This window comes from Bacillus sp. REN3 (genome assembly GCF_017912555.1).
GTDB lineage: Bacteria > Bacillota > Bacilli > Bacillales > Cytobacillaceae > Mesobacillus.
Genome location: NZ_JAERSD010000023.1, coordinates 1 through 21,459, shown reverse-complemented (window position 1 = coordinate 21,459; position 21,459 = coordinate 1). Strand labels below are relative to the sequence as shown.

The 21,459-nt window shown below is 50.1% G+C and carries 20 protein-coding genes, 2 rRNA genes and 1 riboswitch; of the genes, 4 read left to right on the top strand and 18 right to left on the bottom strand.

Annotation, left to right across the window (positions count from 1 at the left end; all coding sequences use genetic code 11):
* Nucleotides 1-3: 3 nt before the first annotated feature.
* The 15 genes from purM to JJQ88_RS17020 form a co-directional block, all read right to left on the bottom strand.
* Nucleotides 4-1,038 (bottom strand): phosphoribosylformylglycinamidine cyclo-ligase, encoded by a 1,035-nt coding sequence (gene purM, locus JJQ88_RS17090; RefSeq protein WP_210367248.1) that lies wholly within the window; start codon nucleotides 1,036-1,038, stop codon nucleotides 4-6.
* 327 nt (nucleotides 1,039-1,365) lie between these two features.
* Nucleotides 1,366-1,518: a hypothetical protein gene (locus tag JJQ88_RS17085; RefSeq protein WP_210367247.1), complete on the bottom strand. Its 153-nt coding sequence runs from the start codon at nucleotides 1,516-1,518 to the stop codon at nucleotides 1,366-1,368.
* Between the two features lie 445 nt (nucleotides 1,519-1,963).
* On the bottom strand, nucleotides 1,964-3,376 hold the full coding sequence (purF, locus tag JJQ88_RS17080; RefSeq protein WP_210367246.1) for an amidophosphoribosyltransferase: 1,413 nt from the start codon (nucleotides 3,374-3,376) through the stop codon (nucleotides 1,964-1,966).
* Nucleotides 3,361-5,577 carry a phosphoribosylformylglycinamidine synthase subunit PurL gene (purL, locus tag JJQ88_RS17075; RefSeq protein ID WP_210367245.1) on the bottom strand — a complete coding sequence of 739 codons (2,217 nt, stop codon included), beginning with the start codon at nucleotides 5,575-5,577 and terminating at the stop codon, nucleotides 3,361-3,363. The genes purF and purL overlap by 16 nt, the downstream gene beginning before the upstream one ends.
* Nucleotides 5,561-6,247, bottom strand: coding sequence for a phosphoribosylformylglycinamidine synthase subunit PurQ (gene purQ, locus JJQ88_RS17070; RefSeq protein ID WP_210367244.1), 687 nt, complete (start codon nucleotides 6,245-6,247; stop codon nucleotides 5,561-5,563). The genes purL and purQ overlap by 17 nt, the downstream gene beginning before the upstream one ends.
* Nucleotides 6,244-6,498, bottom strand: coding sequence for a phosphoribosylformylglycinamidine synthase subunit PurS (gene purS, locus JJQ88_RS17065; RefSeq protein ID WP_210367243.1), 255 nt, complete (start codon nucleotides 6,496-6,498; stop codon nucleotides 6,244-6,246). The genes purQ and purS overlap by 4 nt, the downstream gene beginning before the upstream one ends.
* A complete protein-coding gene (gene purC / locus JJQ88_RS17060) occupies nucleotides 6,491-7,210 on the bottom strand; it encodes a phosphoribosylaminoimidazolesuccinocarboxamide synthase (RefSeq protein WP_210367242.1) in 720 nt (239 codons plus the stop codon). Before purC ends, purS begins: the two co-directional genes overlap by 8 nt.
* Before the next feature lie 93 nt (nucleotides 7,211-7,303).
* Complete coding sequence (purB, locus tag JJQ88_RS17055; RefSeq protein WP_210367241.1) at nucleotides 7,304-8,596, bottom strand: adenylosuccinate lyase; 1,293 nt, start codon at nucleotides 8,594-8,596, stop codon at nucleotides 7,304-7,306.
* Nucleotides 8,593-9,753 carry a 5-(carboxyamino)imidazole ribonucleotide synthase gene (purK, locus tag JJQ88_RS17050; protein ID WP_246861251.1) on the bottom strand — a complete coding sequence of 387 codons (1,161 nt, stop codon included), beginning with the start codon at nucleotides 9,751-9,753 and terminating at the stop codon, nucleotides 8,593-8,595. Before purK ends, purB begins: the two co-directional genes overlap by 4 nt.
* On the bottom strand, nucleotides 9,740-10,228 hold the full coding sequence (gene purE / locus JJQ88_RS17045) for a 5-(carboxyamino)imidazole ribonucleotide mutase (protein WP_210367239.1): 489 nt from the start codon (nucleotides 10,226-10,228) through the stop codon (nucleotides 9,740-9,742). The genes purK and purE overlap by 14 nt, the downstream gene beginning before the upstream one ends.
* A gap of 153 nt (nucleotides 10,229-10,381) precedes the next feature.
* Nucleotides 10,382-10,483: riboswitch (purine riboswitch) on the bottom strand.
* 167 nt (nucleotides 10,484-10,650) lie between these two features.
* Nucleotides 10,651-10,848: an NETI motif-containing protein gene (locus JJQ88_RS17040; protein WP_210367238.1), complete on the bottom strand. Its 198-nt coding sequence runs from the start codon at nucleotides 10,846-10,848 to the stop codon at nucleotides 10,651-10,653.
* A complete protein-coding gene (locus JJQ88_RS17035) occupies nucleotides 10,845-11,387 on the bottom strand; it encodes a DUF2179 domain-containing protein (protein ID WP_210367237.1) in 543 nt (180 codons plus the stop codon). The genes JJQ88_RS17040 and JJQ88_RS17035 overlap by 4 nt, the downstream gene beginning before the upstream one ends.
* Nucleotides 11,388-11,582: 195 nt before the next feature.
* On the bottom strand, nucleotides 11,583-12,338 hold the full coding sequence (locus JJQ88_RS17030; RefSeq protein WP_210367236.1) for an ATP-binding cassette domain-containing protein: 756 nt from the start codon (nucleotides 12,336-12,338) through the stop codon (nucleotides 11,583-11,585).
* Nucleotides 12,339-12,362: 24 nt separating this feature from the next.
* Nucleotides 12,363-13,127, bottom strand: a complete 765-nt coding sequence (locus JJQ88_RS17025; protein WP_210367235.1) for an ABC transporter permease subunit — start codon at nucleotides 13,125-13,127, stop codon at nucleotides 12,363-12,365.
* Between the two features lie 23 nt (nucleotides 13,128-13,150).
* Nucleotides 13,151-14,131 (bottom strand): sulfonate ABC transporter substrate-binding protein, encoded by a 981-nt coding sequence (locus JJQ88_RS17020; protein ID WP_210367234.1) that lies wholly within the window; start codon nucleotides 14,129-14,131, stop codon nucleotides 13,151-13,153.
* A 165-nt stretch (nucleotides 14,132-14,296) separates the two neighbouring features.
* Here JJQ88_RS17020 and JJQ88_RS17015 point away from each other — a divergent pair, with 165 nt between their 5' ends.
* Nucleotides 14,297-14,797, top strand: coding sequence for a DUF3231 family protein (locus JJQ88_RS17015; protein ID WP_210367233.1), 501 nt, complete (start codon nucleotides 14,297-14,299; stop codon nucleotides 14,795-14,797).
* Between the two features lie 60 nt (nucleotides 14,798-14,857).
* Nucleotides 14,858-16,075: an MFS transporter gene (locus tag JJQ88_RS17010; RefSeq protein WP_210367286.1), complete on the top strand. Its 1,218-nt coding sequence runs from the start codon at nucleotides 14,858-14,860 to the stop codon at nucleotides 16,073-16,075.
* Between the two features lies 1 nt (nucleotide 16,076).
* On the opposite strand, the gene JJQ88_RS17005 is transcribed toward JJQ88_RS17010, so the two are convergent.
* Nucleotides 16,077-16,694: a YitT family protein gene (locus JJQ88_RS17005; RefSeq protein ID WP_246861250.1), complete on the bottom strand. Its 618-nt coding sequence runs from the start codon at nucleotides 16,692-16,694 to the stop codon at nucleotides 16,077-16,079.
* A gap of 340 nt (nucleotides 16,695-17,034) precedes the next feature.
* Between JJQ88_RS17005 and JJQ88_RS17000 the strand changes: the two genes are divergently transcribed.
* Both JJQ88_RS17000 and JJQ88_RS16995 read left to right on the top strand, forming a co-directional pair.
* Nucleotides 17,035-17,934, top strand: a complete 900-nt coding sequence (locus JJQ88_RS17000) for a YIEGIA domain-containing protein (protein ID WP_349237155.1) — start codon at nucleotides 17,035-17,037, stop codon at nucleotides 17,932-17,934.
* A gap of 3 nt (nucleotides 17,935-17,937) precedes the next feature.
* On the top strand, nucleotides 17,938-18,141 hold the full coding sequence (locus JJQ88_RS16995) for a capping complex subunit for YIEGIA (RefSeq protein WP_210367232.1): 204 nt from the start codon (nucleotides 17,938-17,940) through the stop codon (nucleotides 18,139-18,141).
* A gap of 457 nt (nucleotides 18,142-18,598) precedes the next feature.
* On the opposite strand, the gene rrf is transcribed toward JJQ88_RS16995, so the two are convergent.
* Both rrf and JJQ88_RS16985 read right to left on the bottom strand, forming a co-directional pair.
* Nucleotides 18,599-18,714: ribosomal RNA gene (rrf, locus tag JJQ88_RS16990) — 5S ribosomal RNA — on the bottom strand.
* Nucleotides 18,715-18,838: 124 nt separating this feature from the next.
* Nucleotides 18,839-21,459: ribosomal RNA gene (locus JJQ88_RS16985) — 23S ribosomal RNA — on the bottom strand; the annotation flags it as partial.

Here is a 21,459-nt window from a genome sequence, read left to right as displayed (position 1 = left end):
AGATTAATACGACTGCCGGACACGGATGCCTTCTGTTTTCGACACAGAGCCAATCACGCTGGCCTGCTCGCCGTTTTTGTTAAAAAATGCAACAACGTCATCAGCAATCTCCTGATCGACTGCTGCGACCATGCCGATTCCCATATTGAAGATGTTGTACATGTCCTCACGCTTCAGAGTGCCAAGATCCTCAAGCTTCGTGAACACCTGCGGAATTGTCCAGCTGCCTTCCTGTATGTCAGCGCCAAGCCCGTCCGGCAGCATTCTCGGGATATTTTCGATGAATCCCCCGCCCGTGATATGGGCCAGGCCTTTTACATTGAATTGCTTCAGAGCAGCGAGCACGGATTTTACATAAATGCGTGTCGGCTTGAGGAGCTCCTCCCCAAGTGTACTGCCAAACTCTTCCACGTACCGGTCCAGCACCCAGCCGGCTTCTTCAAGGAATACCTTGCGGACAAGGGAATAGCCGTTGCTGTGAATGCCGCTGGACGCAAGTCCGATCAGCACGTCACCCTCTTTGATCTGTTCCCCGGTAATGACAGCCGATTTTTCGCAGGCACCGACCGCAAAGCCGGCCAAATCGTATTCCTCTGCAGAATACATGCCTGGCATTTCTGCCGTTTCCCCGCCAACGAGCGCGCATCCAGCCTGTTCGCATCCATCGGCAATCCCTTTGACGATAGCCTCGATTTTCTCAGGCTCCGCTTTCCCGCAAGCGATATAATCCAGGAAATAAAGCGGCTCTGCGCCCTGGACGACAATATCATTCACGCACATCGCGACCGCGTCGATGCCGATGGTATCATGCCGATCCATCATGAAAGCGAGCATCAGCTTCGTGCCCACTCCATCCGTACCCGAGATGAGCACCGGCTCCTTAAGATTGAGGCTTGAGATATCGAACATTCCCCCGAAACCGCCCAGCGCCCCCATCACGCCAGGCCGAACCGTCCGATTCACATGCTTCTTGATCCGTTCCACCGCTTCATAGCCGGCCTCAATATCCACACCCGCCTGCTTATACGCGTCTGCCATGTTCACTACCTCCGATTTGGATGGTTTAGTTTTGAAACTCATCTATCTAATTTGAATGAACTCAAGGTCTCCCGAACGGAGATAATTTTTCCATATTTAAAGAAAATTTTCTAATTTTCGTTTTTCTTTTCGAATAATCCTATAGAATTTTTCAATTGAAGCCATACTTTCCTTATCAATCAATCGGATTCTCCAAATTGAACCTAGTGTTTTTTTCATAAATCAATGGATTCTCCGGATCGAACCTTGTGTTTTTTCATAAATCAATGGATTCTCCGGATCGAACCTTGTGTTTTTTCATAAATCAATGGATTCTGCGGATCGAACCTAGTGTTTTTTCATCACTGGTGATGGATTCTCCCGATCAATCCCGATATTCTCCCAATTAACCGACGGATTCTCCCATTCGAAGCCGTTATTCTCCCAATTAACCTCTGGAATCTCCCATTTGAACCCGATATTCTCCCGTTCTACCATCATTTGGAAAAACATCAGCATTTTTGGGCAGCAGGGACCGCACCTGGCTCCTTTTATGAAGGTTTCCTGTTAAGGCATTGCGCCATTCATCTTTTTATTTTGAACTTCCGTTTCCCCACGATACTCTACCAAACGGAGATGGTTTTTTAAAACCAAAGCCCGATTTTTCCATCTATCGATTTTTCTCTCGATCAATCAATGGATTCTCACGATTGAAGCCTTCACCTTTTCAAAAATCAATGGATTCTGCGGATCGATAAATCAATGGATTTTCCGGATCGAACCTAGTGTTTTTTCATCACTGGCGATGGATTCTCCCGATCAATCCCGATATTCTCCCAATTAACTGACGGATTCTTCCATTCGAAGCCGTTATTCTCCCAATTAACCTCGGGATTCTCTCATTTGAACCCGATATTCTCCCGTTCTGCCATCATTTGGAAAAACATCAGCATTTCTGGGCAGCAGGGACCGCACCTGGATAGATTTCGGTCGGGTATTTACCTGTAAAGCATGCGAGGCATTGCCCTCTTGTTTCACCTGGTACATCGCGGCCAATTGCTTCCAGCATTCCTTCGGCGCTCAGGAATGTGAGTGTGTCTGCGCCAATCAATTGGCGGATTTCTTCTACCGATTTGTCTGCGGCAATCAATTCTTCCCGTGTGGAAGTGTCGATGCCGTAAAAACATGGATTCTTGATCGGCGGCGAGCTGATGACGACATGCACTTCGACCGCACCGGCCTCTTTTAGCATTTTCACAATCCTGCGGCTTGTCGTGCCGCGGACGATGGAATCATCGACCATGATGACTCGTTTTCCTTCAACGACTCCGCGAACGGGGGAAAGCTTCATTTTCACGCCCTGTTCCCTTAATGATTGCGAAGGCTGGATGAATGTCCGTCCGACATAGCGATTCTTTATCAGTCCCATTTCGTATGGGATGCCTGATTCCTCGGCATAGCCAATCGCCGCGGAAATGCTGGAATCCGGCACACCTGTGACTACATCGCCCTTGATCGGGGCTTCCTTGGCCAGCTGTTTGCCCAGATTCTTCCTGGCGGTATGGACATTGATTCCGTGGATGTTGCTGTCAGGCCGTGAAAAATAAATATATTCCATCGTGCAAATAGCAGTTCCTGAATTCATTGAGTACATTTCAGAATGCAGGCCGTCCTCATTGACGATCAGCAATTCTCCCGGAAGGATATCCCGGACGAATTCCGCCCCAACGATATCGAATGCGCATGTTTCGGAAGCGACAACGTAGGCATCGCCCAGCTTGCCGAGTGACAATGGACGCAGGCCATGCGGATCCAGCGCGACCATCATTTCAGTCTCCGTCATGATCAGGAATGCATATGCCCCTTTGAGCATTGGGAGGGCATTTTTCACGCGATCCTTCAATTCGCTGAAGCCAGCTCTCCGGATCAGGTGGGCAAGCACCTCGGTATCGGAGCTTGTCTGGAAAATGCTCCCCTGGGCCTCGAGCTGGTTCCTCAAGGCATCTGCGTTCACAAGGTTGCCGTTATGGGCAAGCGCGAGCCCGCCGCTCTGCGATTGGAACAGGAGCGGCTGGACATTCTCATAGCCGCCCCCGCCAGCGGTCGCGTAACGGACATGGCCAATCGCGCCTGATCCCGTCAACTCCTCGATGACATCCGCAGGGAAAATTTCCGTGACAAGCCCTTCCCCCTTGGCCGCTTTCAGCTGCTGGCCATCCGATACAACGATGCCGGTGCCTTCCTGGCCGCGATGCTGCAAGCTGTGCAGCCCATAATACGTGATTTGCGCCGCTTCAGGATGGCCCCAGATTCCGAAAATGCCGCACTCCTCATTCAAGCCTTTTATTTCAGCAAGCATGGGATAGCTCCTTTCCAGGCTGATTTCAGCCCTTCTGCATCTAGCTCAATTGCTTTTTCACCATTGACCGCGACCCTAAGGATCGGTTCTTCTGTGACTTTGCCGATCAATACGGCGTCTGTCAGGCTTTCGAACTCGGTTCTATGCTCAGGTTTTACGGATAAAATAAACCTTGATTGTGATTCACTGAATAAAGCGGCCACAGCGTTTCCTTCTAGCTCCACTTCTGCGCCAAGTCCCTGGCTGCCGATGACCGATTCAGCGATTGCCACCGCAAGACCGCCTTCCGCGATATCGTGGGCGGAAGCGACAAGGCCATTCTTGATTGCGGCCAATACTTGCCGCTGATAGCCTGCCTCGACTTCAAGATCCAGCTCAGGAGACTTCCCGAAAATCTTTCCGTAGACAAGCTTCTGCAGTTCACTGCCGCCGAATTCATCCTTTGTTTCCCCTAGCAGATAAATGAGGTCGCCGGAATTCTTGAACGGCTGTGTGGTAACGTGCTGCAGGTCCTCAACAAGGCCGACCATGCCGACAACCGGTGTCGGGTAGACAGCTGTGCCATTCGTTTCATTGTATAGGCTGACGTTCCCGCCGATGACAGGCGTACCAAGTGTGCGGCACGCATCGCTCATGCCATCGACTGCTTTTTCAAACTGCCAGAAAATCTCCGGCTTCTCAGGATTCCCGAAATTCAGGCAGTCGGTGATCGCCAGCGGCTCTCCTCCGGAACAGACGATGTTCCTTGCTGCCTCTGCAACTGCGATTTTCCCGCCTGTTTCCGGGTCAAGATAGATGTAGCGCGAGTTGCAGTCCGTCGTCATCGCCAGGCCTTTCTTCGTACCGCGGACCCTGACGACAGCGGCATCCGAACCAGGAGAGACAACCGTGCTTGTGCGTACCATATGGTCGTATTGGTCATAGACCCATTCCTTGCTCGCAATCGTTGGCTGCTGCAACAGCTTCAGCAAGGTTTCTTCATAGTCGCCAACTTCCGGGATTTCATTTTCCATCGCCTGGAACTCGCGGAAGTATGCTGGTTCGCTTGAAGGCTTGTGATAGACTGGCGCCTCTTCAGCAAGCGCATCCGCCGGGACATCGGCAACGATTTCACCCTTATGGAAAAGGCGGAGCATTTTATCATCGGTTACCCTGCCGATCGCGACTGCTTCGAGTTCATATTTTGAAAAAAGATCGATGACTTCCTGTTCCCGTCCTTTTTCCACGACAATCAGCATCCGTTCCTGCGACTCGGACAGCATCATTTCATACGCTGTCATGCCGGTTTCACGCTGAGGGACAAGGTCAAGGTTCATTTCGATACCCGAACCTGCTTTGCTCGCCATTTCGGCAGAGGAGCTTGTCAAACCAGCAGCTCCCATATCCTGGATGCCGACAAGCGCGTCATTCTTCACTAGTTCAAGGCATGCTTCAAGCAGCAGCTTTTCCATGAACGGGTCGCCAACCTGTACGGCTGGACGCTTTTCCTCGGATTGCTCTGTCAGCTCCTCTGACGCGAATGTCGCCCCATGGATCCCGTCACGGCCCGTCTTCGCACCAACATACATGACCGTGTTCCCGACGCCATGCGCCTGGCCCTTCTTGATATCTTCGTGGTTGATCAGACCGACGCACATCGCGTTGACGAGAGGGTTCCCTTCATACGAGCTATCAAACTGGACCTCGCCCCCGACGGTCGGGATTCCGATGCAGTTCCCATATCCGGCAATCCCGGCAACGACCTGTTCAAACAAATATTTCACCCGCGGCGTTTCAAGTTCGCCAAAACGGAGGGAATTCAATAAGGCGACCGGCCTTGCTCCCATCGAAAAAACATCGCGAATGATGCCGCCTACACCTGTTGCGGCACCCTGGTACGGTTCGATTGCCGATGGATGGTTGTGGCTTTCGATCTTGAAAACGACTGCCTGGCCATCGCCGATATCGACGATTCCGGCACCTTCTCCGGGCCCCTGGAGGACCTTCTCCCCGGTTACCGGGAACCTTTTCAACACAGGCTTGGAGTTCTTATAGCTGCAGTGCTCGGACCACATGACCGAGAACAGGCCTGTTTCTGTATAGTTTGGCAAACGACCGAGGATTTTTTCGACAGAAGCAAACTCGCTGTCTGAAAGTCCCATTTCCCGATAGATTTTTTCATCTCTGATTTGCTCTGGACTTGGTTCAAGCATTAACCGCATTTGCTTCCCTCCATTGTTTGACGATTGAACGGAACAGCTTCAGGCCATCCGCTCCTCCCAGCAGCGTATCGACCGCACGTTCTGGGTGGGGCATCATCCCGAGGACATTTCCTGCTTCGTTGATGATCCCGGCAATATTTTCAAGGCTGCCATTTGGATTTTCGCCATGGTATGTGAACACGATTTGATTATTTTCCTTCAATTTTGCCAGCGTTTCTTCATCACAGTAGTAGTTGCCTTCGCCATGGGCAATCGGGATGGTGATGATTTCGCCTTTTTCATATTCGTTGGTGAACAAGGTTTGATTATTTTCCACCTTCAGTTCCACCTGCTTACAGATGAATTTCAGGCTGTCATTGCGGCGCATCGCCCCTGGCAGCAGGCCCGCCTCCAATAAAATCTGGAATCCATTGCAGACGCCAAGCACTGGCTTGCCAGCTTCAGCCGCCTTAACTACTTCCTTCATGACATTGCTGAACTGCGCAATGGCACCTGATCGCAGATAATCTCCATATGAAAAACCTCCAGGCAGGAGAACCGCATCATATTCTTCAAGGCTGCCGGCATCGTGCCAGACGTACTCCGCCTCTTCGCCAAGCTCATCCTTTGCCGCGTGGTACATGTCGATGTCACAATTCGAACCTGGGAACACGATCACCGCGAATTTCACTGTGCAACAACCTCCTCGACTTCATACCTGTAATCCTCGATGACCGGGTTCGCAAGCAGGCGTTCGCACATTTCCTTCACCGCAGCGTCGACATCCTTCACTGTTTCATCGAGTGTCAATTCCATATACTTGCCGATCCGAACGTCCTGGATGCCTTCGTATCCATGAGTCGCAAGCGCATTTTTCACAGCTGTTCCCTGGGGATCCAGTACACTTTCCCTTAACGTGACATACACCTTTACTTTATACATTCAGTTGTCCTCCCAATCTCGTTAAAATGGTTTCGTAAGCATCTGTCAGATTTCCTAAATCGCGGCGGAACACATCTTTATCAAGCTTCTCCTGTGTTTCCTTATCCCAGAGCCGGCAAGTATCCGGCGAGATTTCATCAGCAAGCAGGATATCTCCTTCGGCATCCTTGCCAAATTCAAGCTTGAAATCAATCAAGGTGACACCGATTTCTTCGAAAAATCCGCCAAGTACCTTATTGATGTTCAATGCTGCTTCCTTCAGTTGATCTGCCTCAGCTGCTGACGCAAGGCCCAGCACATCGACATGGTCGTCGGTAATCAGCGGGTCGCCAAGCCCGTCATCCTTCAAATAAAACTCGACAATCGGCCGCGAAAGTTTCTTTCCTTCCGGAACGCCAAGGCGCTTTGAAAAACTGCCTGCCGCAAAATTCCTCACGACAACCTCAAGCGGAATGATGTCGACTCTCTTGACAAGCTGCTCGTTTGCTGAAATTTTTTTAATAAAATGGGATTTGATCCCTGCCTCAGCCAGCTTCAAGAATAGCAGGCTCGTAATCTCGTTATTCAGGCGGCCTTTCCCGACAATCTCCGCCTTTTTTTCACCATTGAATGCGGTCGCTGAGTCCTTGTACTGCACGCGGACGACAGCCGCATCATCGGTCGCATAAATCCGCTTCGCTTTTCCTTCGTACAACAATGCTTGCTCTTCCATTTCAACGCCCCCGATTGGAAAAATTGGCAATCTTCAGTAACTTGCAGGTAAAGCAAAGGCAGGAACCCCCGCCCTTATTGTATCTCTGTCTTTTTAAAGCCCCAGACGTTCGAAGATCATGTCAACATGCTTGATATGATAGTTATAATCAAAACAATCATCGAGTTCTTCCGCATTCAACAGCCCGGTGATTTTACCGTCATTCTCGATCAGGCTTCGGAACGGAACCTGCTTTTCCCATGCTTCCATCGCCCTTGGCTGGACTGTATCGTAGGCTTCTTCACGAGACAGGCCTTTGTCGATCAACGCAAGCAGGACACGCTGCGAATAAATCAGGCCAAGCGTCCGGTCCATATTGCGCTTCATGTTCTCAGGGTAGACCGTCAGATTTTTGACGATATTGCCAAAGCGATTCAGCATATAGTCCAAAGCGATGGTCGCGTCCGGCAGGATCACCCTTTCTGCGGATGAATGCGAGATATCGCGTTCGTGCCACAGCGGCACATTTTCATAGGCTGTCGCCATGTAGCCGCGGATGACCCTTGCCATCCCTGTCATATTCTCGGAGCCAATCGGATTCCGCTTATGAGGCATCGCGGAAGAACCTTTCTGTCCTTTCGCAAAAAACTCCTCGACTTCCCTTGTTTCACTCTTTTGCAGACCGCGGATCTCGACTGCGAATTTTTCCATCGAAGTCGCAATCAAAGCGAGTGTCGCCATGTAATGCGCATGGCGATCGCGCTGCAAGGTCTGGGTCGAAATCGGAGCTGGCTGCAGGCCAAGCTTTTCACACACATACGCTTCAACGGACGGATCAATGTTCGCGTAAGTGCCAACCGCTCCGGAAATCTTCCCGAACTCGACTCCGGCTGCCGCCTGCCTGAAGCGCTCAAGATTGCGCTTCATTTCCTCAAGCCACAATGCCAGCTTCAGCCCGAAAGTCGTTGGCTCCGCATGGACACCGTGCGTCCGGCCCATCATTACCGTATACTTGTGCTCTCTTGCCTTGTCCGTCAGGATGGCGATGAAGTTCTCGATATCTTTGAGTAAGATTTCGTTCGCCTGCTTGAGCAGGTAGGAGAGCGCTGTATCGACGACATCTGTTGAAGTGAGGCCGTAATGGACCCATTTCCGCTCCTCGCCAAGGGTTTCCGAGACCGCCCTTGTAAAAGCAACGACATCGTGGCGCGTTTCTTCTTCAATTTCCTTGATTCGGCCGATGTCAAAGGAAGCATTCCTGCGGATTTTCTCAACGTCCTCCTTTGGGATCTCGCCAAGTTCGGACCAGGCTTCACATGCGAGGATTTCCACTTCGAGCCAAGCCTTGAAGCGGTTTTCTTCCGTCCAGATGGCCCCCATTTCAGGTCTTGTATAACGATCTATCATTTCTTTTGTCCCCCGATCATTTCAGCTGCGCCTTCCCAGATGCCGCTTTCTTCAGCTTCTTTAAGCGCTTCTTCCACTTTTTCACGTAAAAGGGTCACATGCCCCATCTTCCGTTTGAATTTGGCCTCTTTTTTGCCGTATAAATGGATTTTCCAATCCTTCAGTCCAGCAATTTTCTCAATTAACGGCTGCTGGTGCTCTCCGAGGATGTTCACCATCACCGCTGGTTTCAACAGCTTCGTGCTGCCGAGCGGCCAATTGCAGACAGCCCTGATATGCTGCTCGAATTGCGATGTCTCGCAGGCTTCGATTGTATAGTGGCCGGAATTGTGCGGCCTTGGCGCCAATTCATTGATATACAGTTCATCCTCGCTGGCAAGGAACATCTCGACTGCCAGCGTACCGGTCAGATTCAGAGACAAAGCGATCCGCTTGGCGGCATCGATTGCCTTTTCCTCAGCTGCACTGCTGATGCGCGCGGGTGCGATTGTCTGATGTAGGATATTGTCCCGATGGACATTTTCCGCTGCCGGGAAAACGGCTGTTTCTCCGGAAGCGCTTCTTGTGATGATAATGGAAATCTCCTTCTCGAACGGAATCCACTTTTCCAGTACGCATCGGCCCTGGCTGATCAAGCCTTCTGCTTGGGCAAGGTCCGCCGGTGACTTGATGACATGCTGCCCTTTGCCGTCGTAGCCGCCTCTGGCTGTCTTCAATACTGACGGAAATCCCAGTTTATCAAGCCCTGTTTCCACATCCTCGATCTTCGTGATCACCTCGTACGGCGCCACCCTGACTCCGGCGTGCTGGATGCTTCTCTTCTCTTCTATCCTGTCCTGTGTCACCCTCAGCAATTCCGTTCCCTGCGGCACATACGCGTTCTTGCTCAGCCACTCCAAGGCATCCGCATCGATATTCTCGAATTCATAGGTGATGACATCACTCTTCGCGGAAAGCTGTTTAATTTTTTCCAGATCCCCATACGCGCCAACGATTTGTTCGTCCGCTACCTGTCCGCATGGGCAATCCTCCGTCGGATCAAGGACAATCACCCTGAAGCCCATCGCTTTTGCCGACAATGCCATCATCTTGCCTAGTTGGCCGCCGCCAATGATTCCGATTGTTTGTCCCGGTAAAATCACTTTAGACAAGTTCATCACTGCTTTCCAATACTGACTTTTTTGTTTCTTCCCTTAGTTTGTCCAGTTTATCTGCTACTCCGCCGTCAAAAGCGGAAATGATCTGGGCTGCCAGCAAGCCCGCATTCGTCGCCCCCGCCTTTCCGATTGCGACGGTCGCCACTGGAACGCCGCCAGGCATCTGCACGATCGATAATAGCGAATCGAGGCCGTTCAGCGCTTTTGATTGGACCGGCACGCCGATCACCGGCAGTGTCGTCTTGGCGGCAACCATCCCTGGCAAATGCGCGGCTCCGCCTGCTCCAGCGATAATCACCTTAATGCCCTTTTCCCTGGCGCCTTCCGCGAACTCGAACATCAGGTCAGGCGTCCGATGGGCTGAAACCACTTTTTTCATGTAAGGTATCTCAAGGGAATCAAGGATGTCGCACGCATGCTTCATCGTTTCCCAATCCGATTTGCTTCCCATGATGACTGCAACCAAAGCGTTCATTATTTTACCTCCTCCTGGAGTTTCACTGATTAAAAACAAAAAAACCGGACAGAACTCCCTCTGCTTAAAAAGAAGAGAAAGTAGTCTGTCCGGGCGCGAGCGCAAAGAAACCCATATCCACCTTGAAGTGGACATGTTTCCTTTTCCCTTCACATCTTCACTACTTCCCCTCATAGTCCGGTACTTTACGGGTACCAGGTAGAAACTTATGGGCCATATCCCCATGATTATATGAGAGAAACCTTTTCACTATCGACAACTACATATTAACAACCATTTCGACATTTTGTCAATCAATAATCGAACATTACCGACCAAAACATTTACATTGTTCGTGAATTAACGAATTTTTGAATACCCGGCCCGAAATGGGCTTAATAAGCCCTGACCCATGCTGTTAGCAGACAGCTTGCGCAATGCGATTATTTTAACGGCCTGGCTTCAAAGACGATCCGCCTTCCGGCAGGCTCATATTCAAGCTTGCCATCCTTTTCAATTTCCTTGAAAACAGGCTTTTCCATCCTGCGGACCGGCATATATCCCTCGTTTTTCATCCTGTCGAGGATGGCATCGATTGTCTCATTTTCCCCGACTTCATACAACTTTTTTCCCTTGCTCATGAAAACAACTTCCCTTTCCGCACCGTTTTCACCCAGAAGCCCCCGTGGATCGTTTTCGGTTCATAGGCAATGATGAAAGCTTTTGGATCAAGCTCCTTAATCGTTTGGTACAGCTTCAGTTCATATTTCCGCGGCGTCAAGATCTGCATTGCCATCCGATCCCCCTCCAGGCCATTCGCAGCCCAATTCGTAACGCCATACCCTTTTTCACGAAGGACCTTCGGAAGGTCGCGGTCGTACTCTTTCGTGATGACATTGACCGTAATATATCCAAGCGCAAGCTTTTCTTCAATCTTCATGCCGACAATCACGCCAAGGCCATAGCCGAGCGCATAGGCAATCAGGTTCTGGATTTCATTCAGGTTCTCAAGCACAAGGCCAAGCCCGACCACATAGATCACAACCTCAACCGTACTGAGCCCGGCAGCAAGATACCTTTGTCCCTTAAGCGTCAAGATCATCCTGATCGTGAAAAATGAAACATATACAATGTTTATTATAAGGATAATAGCAACCATCACATAACTATTTTCCAGCATATAAAACCCTCCAGACAACGTCCTTAATAACCTATAATCCTCCCAGAAAACCTTGTGCTTGTAAAGTAGGTTGTGGAAAAAGACAACATTTGTTAATAGTTGGCCATTTGAGATAGGTAGAACCCTCTAAATACGCAGGATGAAAATCTAAGTGAAAATAACAAAAGCGAGCAATTTTTGCTCGCTTTTGTTGTCTCACTTAACGATCAACCTTAAATTATTGTCATTCTGGTCCATGATCCTCTCGAGGATTTCCTCTACATAGCTGGCAAATAACAATTGCGATCTCTGCCTTGGCCTTGGGATGGAGATGGTTTTGCTCAAGACCACTTTCCCGTCCTCGATCAGGACCACCCGATCGGCAAGGGCGACTGCTTCTTCCACGTCATGTGTTACAAGGATTGTAGTGATTTTCTCCTGTTCCCAGATGGATTCGATCAACTCCTGCATCTCCAGCCTGGTGAGCGCATCAAGCGCACCGAGCGGCTCATCGAGCAGAAGGATGTCCGGCTTATGCACCAGCCCTCTGGCCAGCGCGACCCTTTGCTTTTGGCCGCCTGAGAGCCTTGACGGCCAATCCTTCACCCTCTCTTGGAGTCCGACGCTCCTCAGTGCCTCCATCGCTTTCCCGCGCCAGTCGCCTGATAAGCCAACCGCCACATTTTCCAACACCCTTTTCCAGGGAAGCAGGCGTCCATCCTGGAACATGATCCTTGCACTCCTGTTCAGCCCTTTAAGCTGTCTACCTCTCATCTCTATGAGTCCATCATCAGATGCTTCAAGCCCGGCAATCAATCTAAGCAGCGTGCTTTTCCCGCATCCGCTTTTACCAACGATCGCGATGAACTCCCCCTGCTCAATATTGAGATTGACTCCATCCAATACCAGCCTGTTCCCGTAGCTTTTCTTCACCGCCTTGATGCTCAAATGGTGTTGTGCATTCCCCGTCATATCCATCCCCTCCTGCTAACGAATTTAATTCTTCCACTGGAGCCACTTGCCCTCCATATAGCGGGCAATCATATCAGATAATTTACCGAAGAGAGCGTATAGGAGAATGCTCAGGACAATGACGTCCATCTGCATGAATTCGCGTGCATTCATCGCCATATATCCGATGCCTGAATGCGCTGATATCGTTTCAGCGACTATCAGGGTAAGCCACATGACGCCAAGCGAAAAACGGATTCCTACCAGGATCGATGACAGGGCCCCTGGAAAAATCACGGTGAAGAACAGCTGCGGCCCTTTTAAACCATAAGCCCTTCCCATTTCAATCAAATCCTTATCAACCGACTTGATTCCATGATAAGTGTTGATATAGACAGGGAACATCACCCCGAGCGCAACGAGGAAAATCTTTGATGTTTCATCGATTCCGAACCACAGGATCACTAACGGGATCAACGCGAGATGCGGGATATTCCGCAGCATCTGGATGGACGTATCAAGAATCATGTCTGATACACGGAAGATCCCATTGATCATTCCAAGCGAAAAGCCAAGGATGCCGCCAAGCGCAAAGCCGGCAAGCGCCCTCTCCAAGCTGATCGAAATATGGCCGATCAGTTCTCCTGTCCCGATCAATTCAATTCCCGCCTGGAAAACTTCAGTAGGGGCAGGAAGAATTCTTGCTGATAAAATGCCCTGCCATGATAAAAGTTGCCAGAGGACCAACAGCAAGGCCGGCAAAGCCCACGGAACCAGCTTGCTGATGCCAAACGATAATCGTGCTTTCATACTGACCCCCCTAGAATTCGCATTCATTTTATCAGCGCTTCCTCTACATTGATTCTTTTTGGGATGATGTTCAGCTTGTAAAACGTATCCGCCTTCTCCTGCTGTTCTTTCATGATGTCCTCTGTCAGCGGATCTACGCCATAAACCCTTCTCTTGACAGCCATATCAATTGATTTTTCATCAATCTTCAAAAGCGGCGCGAGCATTGATACCAGTTCTTCATGATGCGTATTTGCCCACTCGGAAGATGCCTGGACCTGCTGGATCAAAATATCAAGGGTCTCTTTATGGTCCCTGGCATAATTCGCATTCGCGAGGAAGAAATCCCTGTCCGATGTCAATCCTTCGCCATTTACGAGCATCCTTGCGTTGGAGTTCAGCTCGGTATCGGAGGCGAATGGATCCCAAGCAACCCAGGCATCAATATTGCCCTGCTCAAATGCAACTCTGGCGTCCCCCGGCTGCAGGAACGCAGGTGTGATATCAGAATAATCGAGATCCGCTTTTTCAAGAGCCTTTACCAGCAGGTAATGCGAACTGGATCCTTTGGCAAAGCCTATTTTCTTTCCTTTCAAATCCTCAATCGACTGGATTGGAGAATCTTTCGGCACGAGGATCCCACTGCCCTGGAATTTGGAATAGCCCGCAGCCACATACACGAGAGGCGCATCTGCAGCCTGCGCGAATATAGGCGGCGAATCACCCGTCCTTCCAAAGTCAATGCTTCCTGCATTCAGTGCCTCCAGCAATGCCGGGCCAGCCTGGAACTCTTTCCACTCCACTTTCACTCCCGTTCCTTCCAACTCTTTTTCGAGGGTGCCCAAAGATTTTAATATCACGAGCGGACAGTTCTTCTGATAGCCAATCCGTATCACATTCCCGGATTGCCCTGATTCAACGGCTCGCTCTTTTTCGGATTCCTGGCTGCACCCCGACAGGAACAAGCCAGCGAACAGCACTACATTCAAGATAGCAAACAGGAATTTCACTTGTTTCTTTTTCATCTCCAAGCTCCCTTTTCATCTTAATGTTCAATCCACTGTTTTAGCCTATGTTCAGGAAAAAATGCAGGTTCCTGTCTATCCCAAATTAAAAAATAAACATAAAAAACAGCAGGAACAGGAAAACTAGTTCACATGGATGGACGAAACAATCAGGAGGAATGTTTTATGGGCATTTTAAGCGGCCAGCCAGAACAGGAACCATTGCATTCAGGGGAAGTATTCAATCTCTGGTCCCATCTGTATGCAGCGAAAGCGTACCTGGTAACACTGCAAATCCTGATCAACCATTCAGGTGACCAGGATTTAAAGGCATACCTCGAGGACTTGCTTGAGAATTGTTTTAAGCAGGAAGAACAGCAATCAGAGGCCATCTTAAAGACAAATGGAATCAGGCTTCCGCCAGCACCGCCCGGGAGGCCGGACGTGCAGGTCGAGGATATCCCCGCCGGAGCAAGGTTCAACGATCCCGAGATTGCCTTGCTTGTCCAAAGGGAATTGATGGCCGGAAAAATCATGTGCAGTTATGTGATGGGGATTTCAACGCGGCAAGATATCGCCGAAATGTTTGGAGAATTCCATGCGCAGAAAGCGGAATATGAAGAGAAACTCCTCAAAATAACGAAAGAAAAAGGCTGGCTTGTTCTTCCGCCTATCAGCCTGAAATGACACGGAAGGATTTTACGATGAAGAAGGGTGTGCAGGAGGTTGGCAAAAAAGAATAAAGGGATGCTGATCGCGGCGATCGGGTCAATCCCACTTATCATGACACTCGGTAATTCCATGCTGATTCCGATCCTTCCGGAAATGAAAGCAGAGCTACGCTTGACCCAGCTGCAGGTAAGCTTGACCATAACCGTCTTTTCGATCGCTGCCGCTATATTCATTCCTATCCTCGGATATTTGTCCGATCGCTTCTCAAGGAAAGTGATCATCCTTCCAGCCCTGATTTTGTATGGGATTGGCGGCTTGCTGGCAGGGCTAGGATCGAATGTCTTTGCCGGGTCTTATATCTGGATTCTTATCGGGAGGATCCTTCAAGGAATCGGCGCAGCAGGAACAGCTCCCATTGCCATGGCCCTTACTGGTGATTTATTCAAGGGCGGGGAACAAAGCCGTGTACTTGGCATAGTCGAAGCTTCGAATGGTTTAGGGAAAGTCCTTTCCCCTATACTCGGGGCTCTGCTTGCCCTCGTTGCGTGGTATGCCGTTTTCTATGCATTCCCGGCGATCTGCCTTGTGTCAATTTTATTGACATGGATCTTCATCAAGGAAAAGCGCAACCGCCAAGTCCCGCCTCCTTTCAGAAAATATGCCCGCGGGCTTCTCGGCGTCTTCAAAAAAGAAGGCAGATGGCTTTTTACCGCCTACCTGGCAGGAGCCACATGCTTATTCACCTTGTTCGGGATTCTCTTTTACCTATCGGATATCCTGGAGGCAAAGTATGGCATAAACGGCGTCAAAAAGGGGCTGATCTTAGCGATCCCGCTGCTGGTCCAGGGTTCGGCTGCCTATATTACCGGGGCAAAAATCGGGAAGAACTTGATGATGATGAAACGGCTGACTGTTTTGGGCTTCCTTCTTATGACGCTATCATACGGATTATTGACACTCGTAGAGAGCCTTGTTCCCTTCCTGTTCGTCCTTGTCATCAGCAGCCTGGGAACCGGCCTGGTCCTCCCGTGCATCAACAGCTTGATTACCGGATCAGTCGGGAAGGAAAGAAGAGGATTCGTTACATCCCTTTACGGTTCTGTCCGTTTCCTGGGGGTCGCAATCGGGCCTCCAATCTTTACACGCCTGATGGATTGGTCGCGTCCGGGAATGTTCCTGTCAATCGCGGCCCTGACTCTATCCGTCGGACTGCTCGCCCTGACGCTCATACATGTCAAGGACTCTGGTGAAGGAAAACAAAAGCCCCAGCCATTCCGCTATAATTACATCTAGTTTATTTTTTTCGCCAGCTAAGGCTATAAGCCTGGTTGAAGTTATAGTAATACACAATATCAACCATTTTTGTCGAGATCCATTGGCTGATCAAAGCCTGGACAGTGATTTCCCAGCTGATGATTGAACCGGTCAGCACGAAGATGCTGCAGTTAATCCAGAACAATGCTGCCCCGGGAAGTGAATTCCTATGCCTGGCGATGATCAGGGCGATCACCCCTACTCCGCCATTGGAAACTCCCTCCCTGAGCAGCATTCCAATGCCAGTGCCTAAAAAAATCGATCCGGCCACAAGGTCGACCCATTCATTCCGGAATTGCGATATATAGTAATGCTCGCTAACAGTGACCGAAACCGATGTAATGGAAATCGCAAACATGGTCCATAAAGCGCAGCTGTTCCCCAGATACCTTACAGCGACAACGAGCATCGAGAAATTCACGACCCATAAAGCCAGGCCCATATCCAGGGATAGAAAATAATTCAGGAGCACAGCCATCCCGCCTGCCCCTCCCGAAGGAATCGCATGCGGAAATAGAAAAAGCCCCATCCCTATTCCCTGTATCGCCCCTCCTGCTATGACGATGCTGTTCTTCCGGAGGAAATCTTTCATTTTCATGATTGCACCTCATATTCTTGAAGATGGCTGTTTTCGTAAGCTTGGACTTTTATAGCAGCTGCTGATTCCTATCCTATCGCTGCTGGCTTTCCTTGGGGGTTAGGCAGGCCACCCTGACGCACAGCATCACGAGACAAAAACAGTCCAGCTGTTCTAGGACACTAAATGGGCGTATATGAACCGACCTGCGCCAGCGCCCAAAGTTTCACATGCTTTCAAAATTCTTTGCCTGGAAGATCGAAATGATAGGATTACCATCTTTCATTTTTATTCTTTGTGTACAAGAGTTATGAACATTAATTTGGATAAGCTCACTGCTTCAACAATGGAGGAGAGCTATGTGATAGCAGCAGAACATATTATCATGATCATCACCTCTATAACCATTGGGACAATCGCAAGGGTTGTGACTGTAAAAGAGGACTTCAGGCAATATCCAAGTTATCCGAACGGCTACCTGACCAATTTAGTGACGGGATTTACCGCTTCGGCACTTGGAGCCGTTGCCATTCCAGCATTAATGACCAAGAATTTCATCGCCGTCACCTTCTTGACATTAGCAATCCAGCAATTCAGGGATGTCCGGAAAGCAGAAAGAGAAAGCCTGAAAGACCTTGAGCATTCTGAATATGCAAGACGCGGAAATGCCTACATAGATGGAATTGCGAAAACTTTTGAAGCAAGGAATTATTTTGCACTCATCGTTTCCTTCAGCTGCGCGCTTACGATGCAAATAATTGACAGCAGCTGTGCTGCTGTCAATATCACAGCCGGGCTTGTCGCCGGAATGATTGTCCTTTATTTTCTCAAACGGTTCTCCAAAGGAAAGACAATCGGAGACATCGCACAGGTTAAAGCAGGGAGAATCGAACTTCGCGATTCAGGGCTCTATGTGGATGGGCAATTCGTAACCAATCTGTTAGGCGATGAAAGCGCCTCAGCCTTATTCGAAAAGGAAGGGATCGCCGCTGTCATCTGTCCGAATGAGGAGCGGTTCAGGATTACCCTGGACCATCTTGGCCAGCAACAAGCTGCTTTGTTTGAAGCAACCCGGTCACTAGGCCTGAAGCGATACCACTTCACAAGAAAGAATTTCGACACAGGAGCAGTCATACTGACCTTTGTCCCGATTTCCCATGATCCAGACCGGTTAATCGAAGCAGTCAAAAAAACACCATTGCTCGAAAGCACAAAAAAGAATAAAGACGTACTCAGAACAAATATAGCAGGGAGGGAATAAAAATTGAGTGAAGAAAGAGCAAGTTTTCTTCGCGTAGATATCCTCGCCATCGTCACACTATCAAAAGAACGAATCATGGGCGGAAAACAGCTCACCATACACGCAAAAAACGAAGAAGAACAAAAATCAATATCACACGACCTCGCCCTCACCCTAAAAGGAGACCTCGTAAAACTAAAAACCGGAGACCACCTAATAGTCAGGTGAAGCGGAGGGACGGTTCTCCTGCTTCATTTTACCTTAGGGGTGCAGTGGAAGTTCAAATTGCGGTTGTAGCTGGCAGAGGGTATCGAAATAAATGTCTTAACTGGGAGATGATTGATCGTTACAGGAAGAAAAACTTTGTTTACCGAGAATTATTGATCATGACTTGGAGAAAAAGTGCCCGGATAGGCGAAATCGGAACCTTACAGAACAGTTAGTGCCCAAATGGGTTCCCAGAAAGCCAAAACGGGAACAATCCAACTCTTAGTGCCCGTATGGGCGGGCGGATAGCCGAAATGGGAACGATACGAACAGGGAATTGAGGCGGCTACTGACGAAGCACTGGTGAACCATGACGGAATACTTGATGTCTTTCATTCCCATTTTTCATTTTGTCTGTTCAAGAAGCGGCTGAAAGACACAAAAAAAGAACAGCCCAGATCAGCTGTTCTTGTCGTTTGCCCGGCGGCGTCCTACTCTCACAGGGGGAAACCCCCAACTACCATCGGCGCTGAGAAGCTTAACTTCCGTGTTCGGCATGGGAACGGGTGTGGCCTTCTCGCCATCGCCACCAGACAATTTTCAAAGACACTATTTATTATACTGTCTTTTATGTATTTTTCAAGTGGAATTTTCATTCCCTCAAAACTAGATAATGTGTAAGAAGAGTTCGGAAGAACGAATGATCATCAATAATTTTTTGGTTAAGTCCTCGAACGATTAGTATCAGTCAGCTTCACATGTCACCATGCTTCCACCCCTGACCTATCAACCTGATCATCTTTCAGGGTTCTTACTAGCTTGCGCTATGGGAAATCTCATCTTGAGGGGGGCTTCATGCTTAGATGCTTTCAGCACTTATCCCGTCCGCACGTAGCTACCCAGCTATGCCTTTGGCAAGACAACTGGTACACCAGCGGTGCGTCCATCCCGGTCCTCTCGTACTAAGGACAGCTCCTCTCAAATTTCCTGCGCCCACGACGGATAGGGACCGAACTGTCTCACGACGTTCTGAACCCAGCTCGCGTACCGCTTTAATGGGCGAACAGCCCAACCCTTGGGACCGACTACAGCCCCAGGATGCGATGAGCCGACATCGAGGTGCCAAACCTCCCCGTCGATGTGGACTCTTGGGGGAGATAAGCCTGTTATCCCCGGGGTAGCTTTTATCCGTTGAGCGATGGCCCTTCCATGCGGAACCACCGGATCACTAAGCCCGACTTTCGTCCCTGCTCGACTTGTAGGTCTCGCAGTCAAGCTCCCTTGTGCCTTTACACTCTGCGAATGATTTCCAACCATTCTGAGGGAACCTTTGGGCGCCTCCGTTACTCTTTAGGAGGCGACCGCCCCAGTCAAACTGCCCGCCTGACACTGTCTCCCACCCCGATCAGGGGCGCGGGTTAGAATTTCAATACAGCCAGGGTAGTATCCCACCGACGCCTCCACCGAAGCTGGCGCTCCGGCTTCCAAGGCTCCTACCTATCCTGTACAAGCTGTACCAAAATTCAATATCAGGCTACAGTAAAGCTCCACGGGGTCTTTCCGTCCTGTCGCGGGTAACCTGCATCTTCACAGGTACTATAATTTCACCGAGTCTCTCGTTGAGACAGTGCCCAGATCGTTACGCCTTTCGTGCGGGTCGGAACTTACCCGACAAGGAATTTCGCTACCTTAGGACCGTTATAGTTACGGCCGCCGTTTACTGGGGCTTCGATTCAGAGCTTCGCGTGAGCTAACCCCTCCTCTTAACCTTCCAGCACCGGGCAGGCGTCAGCCCCTATACTTCGCCTTGCGGCTTCGCAGAGACCTGTGTTTTTGCTAAACAGTCGCCTGGGCCTATTCACTGCGGCTCATCCGGGCTATGCACCCAAATGAGCACCCCTTCTCCCGAAGTTACGGGGTCATTTTGCCGAGTTCCTTAACGAGAGTTCTCTCGCTCACCTTAGGATTCTCTCCTCGCCTACCTGTGTCGGTTTGCGGTACGGGCACCTTCCATCTCGCTAGAGGCTTTTCTTGGCAGTGTGGAATCAGGAACTTCGGTACTTTATTTCCCTCGCTGTCACAGCTCAGCCTTCACGCAAGCGGGATTTGCCTCACTTGCAGCCTAACTGCTTAGACGCGCATGTCCATTCGCGCGCTTACCCTATCCTCCTGCGTCCCCCCATTGCTCAAACGATGAAGAGGTGGTACAGGAATATCAACCTGTTGTCCATCGCCTACGCCTTTCGGCCTCGGCTTAGGTCCCGACTAACCCTGAGAGGACGAGCCTTCCTCAGGAAACCTTAGGCATTCGGTGGATGGGATTCTCACCCATCTTTCGCTACTCATACCGGCATTCTCACTTCTAAGCGCTCCACCAGTCCTTGCGGTCTGGCTTCAATGCCCTTAGAACGCTCTCCTACCACTGACATCGAAGATGTCAATCCACAGCTTCGGTGATCCGTTTAGCCCCGGTACATTTTCGGCGCAGAGTCACTCGACCAGTGAGCTATTACGCACTCTTTAAATGGTGGCTGCTTCTAAGCCAACATCCTGGTTGTCTAAGCAACTCCACATCCTTTTCCACTTAACGGATACTTGGGGACCTTAGCTGGTGGTCTGGGCTGTTTCCCTTTCGACTACGGATCTTATCACTCGCAGTCTGACTCCCATGGATAAGTCTTTGGCATTCGGAGTTTGTCTGAATTCGGTAACCCGATGAGGGCCCCTAGTCCAAACAGTGCTCTACCTCCAAGACTCTTTCTACATGAGGCTAGCCCTAAAGCTATTTCGGAGAGAACCAGCTATCTCCAGGTTCGATTGGAATTTCTCCGCTACCCACACCTCATCCCCGCACTTTTCAACGTGCGTGGGTTCGGGCCTCCAGTAGGTGTTACCCTACCTTCACCCTGGACATGGGTAGATCACCTGGTTTCGGGTCTACGACCACATACTCATTCGCCCTGTTCAGACTCGCTTTCGCTGCGGCTCCGTCTTCTCGACTTAACCTTGCATGGGATCGTAACTCGCCGGTTCATTCTACAAAAGGCACGCCATCACCCATGAACGGGCTCTGACTACTTGTAGGCACACGGTTTCAGGATCTCTTTCACTCCCCTCCCGGGGTGCTTTTCACCTTTCCCTCACGGTACTGGTTCACTATCGGTCACTAGGGAGTATTTAGCCTTGGGAGATGGTCCTCCCAGCTTCCGACGGGATTTCTCGTGTCCCGCCGTACTCAGGATCCACTCAGGAGGGAACGAAGTTTCGACTACAGGGCTTTTACCTTCTCTGGCCGGCCTTTCCAGGCCGCTTCACCTACCCCGTTCCTTTGTAACTCCA